Origin of the sequence: Streptomyces nanshensis, from assembly GCF_001751255.1 — a bacterium.
Classification (GTDB): domain Bacteria; phylum Actinomycetota; class Actinomycetes; order Streptomycetales; family Streptomycetaceae; genus Streptomyces; species Streptomyces nanshensis_A.
Genome location: NZ_LJGW01000378.1, coordinates 11,763 through 14,923, shown reverse-complemented (window position 1 = coordinate 14,923; position 3,161 = coordinate 11,763). Strand labels below are relative to the sequence as shown.

Annotated in this window: 2 protein-coding genes and 1 pseudogene; all 3 read right to left on the bottom strand. The window is 72.0% G+C overall.

The window, feature by feature from the left end; all coding sequences use genetic code 11:
• Window positions 1-1,628, bottom strand: a 1,628-nt coding sequence (locus tag AN218_RS23315) for an NADH-quinone oxidoreductase subunit G (RefSeq protein ID WP_141747679.1), incomplete at its 3' end; no start/stop codon positions are given.
• On the bottom strand, window positions 1,625-2,971 hold the full coding sequence (gene nuoF / locus AN218_RS23310) for an NADH-quinone oxidoreductase subunit NuoF (protein ID WP_070018864.1): 1,347 nt from the start codon (window positions 2,969-2,971) through the stop codon (window positions 1,625-1,627). The genes nuoF and AN218_RS23315, both read right to left, overlap by 4 nt.
• Window positions 2,971-3,161, bottom strand: a pseudogene (locus tag AN218_RS37005) (hypothetical protein); the annotation flags it as partial. The pseudogene AN218_RS37005 and the gene nuoF, both read right to left, overlap by 1 nt.

The following is a 3,161-nucleotide window of genomic DNA, read 5'->3' as shown; positions in this document are numbered from 1 at the left end:
AGCGTCGGCAGCGCACCCGCCTCGACGGCTCCGCGCTCACCGGCGCGGCGCGGAATCCACACCAGCGCGGCGCCGGTCGCGACGCTCGTACGGACGGCCGCGGTCAGCGCCCCGGGCACCGCCGCGAGGCGTTCGCCGACGAGGATCACCGAGCCCTCGGTGCGCAGCGCGTCGGCCGCGGCCTCGCCGGTCTCATCCAGCCCGACCCGTCCGGAGAGCGCGTCCAGCCACTCGGTCTCCGTGCCGGGCGCGGCCGGCAGCAGCGTGCCGCCCGCCTTCTCCAGGCCGCGGGTCGCGAACGAGGCGAGGGCGAAGGTGCGTTGGCCGCGCTTGCGCATGGCCTTGCGCAGCTTCAGGAAGACGCCGGGCGCCTCCTCCTCGGCCTCCAGACCGACGAGGAGCACCGAAGGCGCCGCCTCCAGCGTGGAGTTGGTGACGCCGGCCGCGCCGCGTCCTCCGTCGAGGTCCTTGCCGCGTCCCGCGATCCGCTCGCTGAGGAAGGCGGTCTCCTCGCGGGAGTGGACGCGGGCACGGAAGTCGATGTCGTTGGTGCCGAGGGCGACCCGCGCGAACTTCGCGTACGCGTAGGCGTCCTCGACGGTGACCCGGCCGCCGGTGAGCACACCGGCGCGGCCACGGGCGCCGGCCAGTCCGCGGGCGGCGGCCTCCAGGGCCTCCGGCCAGCTCGCGGGCGCCAGTTCACCGTCGTCGCCGCGTACCAGCGGCGTGGTGAGCCGGTCGGGGCGCTGTGCGTAGCGGAAGCCGAAGCGGCCCTTGTCGCAGATCCACTCCTCGTTGACCTCGGGGTCGAGGGCGGCCATGCGCCGCATGACCTTGCCGCGCCGGTGGTCCGTACGCGTCGCGCAGCCGCCCGAGCAGTGCTCGCAGACGGACGGCGAGGAGACCAGGTCGAAGGGGCGCGAACGGAAGCGGTACGCCGCCGACGTCAGCGCGCCCACCGGGCAGATCTGGATGGTGTTGCCGGAGAAGTAGGACTGGAAGGGGTCGCCCTCGCCCGTGCCGATCTGCTGGAGAGCGCCGCGCTCCAGCATCTCGATCATCGGGTCTCCCGCGATCTGGTTGGAGAAGCGGGTGCAGCGCGCGCACAGCACGCACCGCTCGCGGTCCAGCAGCACCTGGTCGGAGATCGGCACCGGCTTGGCGAAGGTGCGCTTGGCGCCCTCGAAGCGGGAGTCGGCCGAGCCGGTGGACATGGCCTGGTTCTGCAGGGGGCACTCGCCGCCCTTGTCGCAGACGGGGCAGTCCAGCGGGTGGTTGATGAGCAGCAGCTCCATCACGCCGCGCTGCGCCTTCTCGGCGACGGGCGAGGAGAGCTGCGTCTTGACCACCATGCCGTCGGTGCAGGTGATGGTGCAGGAGGCCATCGGCTTGCGCTGGCCCTCGACCTCGACGATGCACTGGCGGCACGCGCCGACCGGGTCGAGCAGCGGGTGGTCGCAGAAGCGCGGGATCTCGATGCCCAGTTGCTCGGCGGCGCGGATGACCAGCGTGCCCTTCGGCACGGAGATCTCGGCGCCGTCGATGGTCAGCGAGACCATGTCCTCGGCGTTGGCCGGCGGCCGGCCCTCGCCGCCCGAGGAGGTCTTCGCGTCTGTCGTGACTGTCACGCCTTCACCTCCGGGTGAGCGCTGTGGTGGCGGTCGGCCCACGCGGTCGACTTCGCGGGGTCGAAGGGGCAGCCGCCCTCCTCGATGTGCTGCTCGTACTCCTCGCGGAAGTACTGGAGCGACGAGTAGATCGGGGAGGCCGCGCCGTCACCGAGCGCGCAGAAGGACTTGCCGTTGATGTTGTCCTGGATGTCGTCGATCTTGTCGATGTCGGCCTTGGTGGCCTTGCCCGCCTCGAAGTCGCGCAGCAACTGCACCAGCCAGTACGTGCCTTCGCGGCACGGCGTGCACTTGCCGCAGGACTCGTGCGCGTAGAACTCCGTCCAGCGCGTGACGGCCCGTACGACGCAGGTCGTCTCGTCGAAGCACTGGAGCGCCTTGGTGCCGAGCATCGAACCGGCGGCGCCCACGCCCTCGTAGTCGAGCGGCACGTCGAGGTGCTCCTCGGTGAGCATCGGGGTCGAAGAGCCGCCGGGCGTCCAGAACTTCAGCCGGTGACCGGGGCGCATGCCGCCGCTCATCTCCAGCAACTGGCGCAGCGTGATGCCGAGCGGCGCCTCGTACTGGCCGGGGTTGGCGACGTGCCCGCTGAGCGAGTAGAGCGTGAAGCCCGGGGACTTCTCGCTGCCCATCGAACGGAACCACTCCTTGCCCCGGTTGATCAGCGGGGGCACGGAGGCGATCGACTCGACGTTGTTGACGACGGTCGGGCACGCGTAGAGACCGGCGACGGCGGGGAACGGCGGCCGCAGCCGGGGCTGTCCGCGCCGTCCCTCCAGGGAGTCCAGCAGCGCCGTCTCCTCGCCGCAGATGTAGGCGCCGGCGCCGGCGTGCACCGTCAGCTCCAGGTCCTTGCCCTCGCCGAGGGCGTTCTTGCCGAGGTAGCCCGCCTCGTACGCCTCGCGCACGGCCAGGTGCAGCCGCCGCAGTACGGGCACGACCTCGCCGCGCAGATAGATGAACGCGTGGGAGGAGCGGATCGCGTGGCAGGCGATGATGATGCCCTCGATGAGGGAGTGCGGGTTGGCGAACATCAGCGGGATGTCCTTGCAGGTGCCCGGCTCCGACTCGTCGGCGTTGACGACGAGATAGTGCGGCTTGTCGTCGCCCTGCGGGATGAACTGCCACTTCATGCCCGTCGGGAAGCCGGCGCCGCCGCGGCCGCGCAGCCCGGCGTCCTTCACATACGCGATGACGTCGTCCGGCGGCATCGCGAGCGCCTTGGCCAGACCGGCGTAGCCGTCGTGCCGCCGCTTGTAGGTCTCCAGCGTCCACGCCTGGGGCTCGTCCCAGTACGCGGAGAGGACCGGGGTGAGCAGCTTCTCCGGGGATTCGGTCGCCATCACTCGCTCTCCTCCCCCTGGCCGCCCTGGCCGTCCCGGACCGGGCCGGTGTCGGTGGCCGGGTCGGACGCGGCCGTCGACTGCGGCAGATCGTGCGAACTGGGGTGGCTCTCGGGGGCCTCCTCGCCGGGCAGCGGGACCGGCTGTCCGGCGGGCCCGGCCGGGCCGCGCGGGTGCGCGAGCCGGTTGG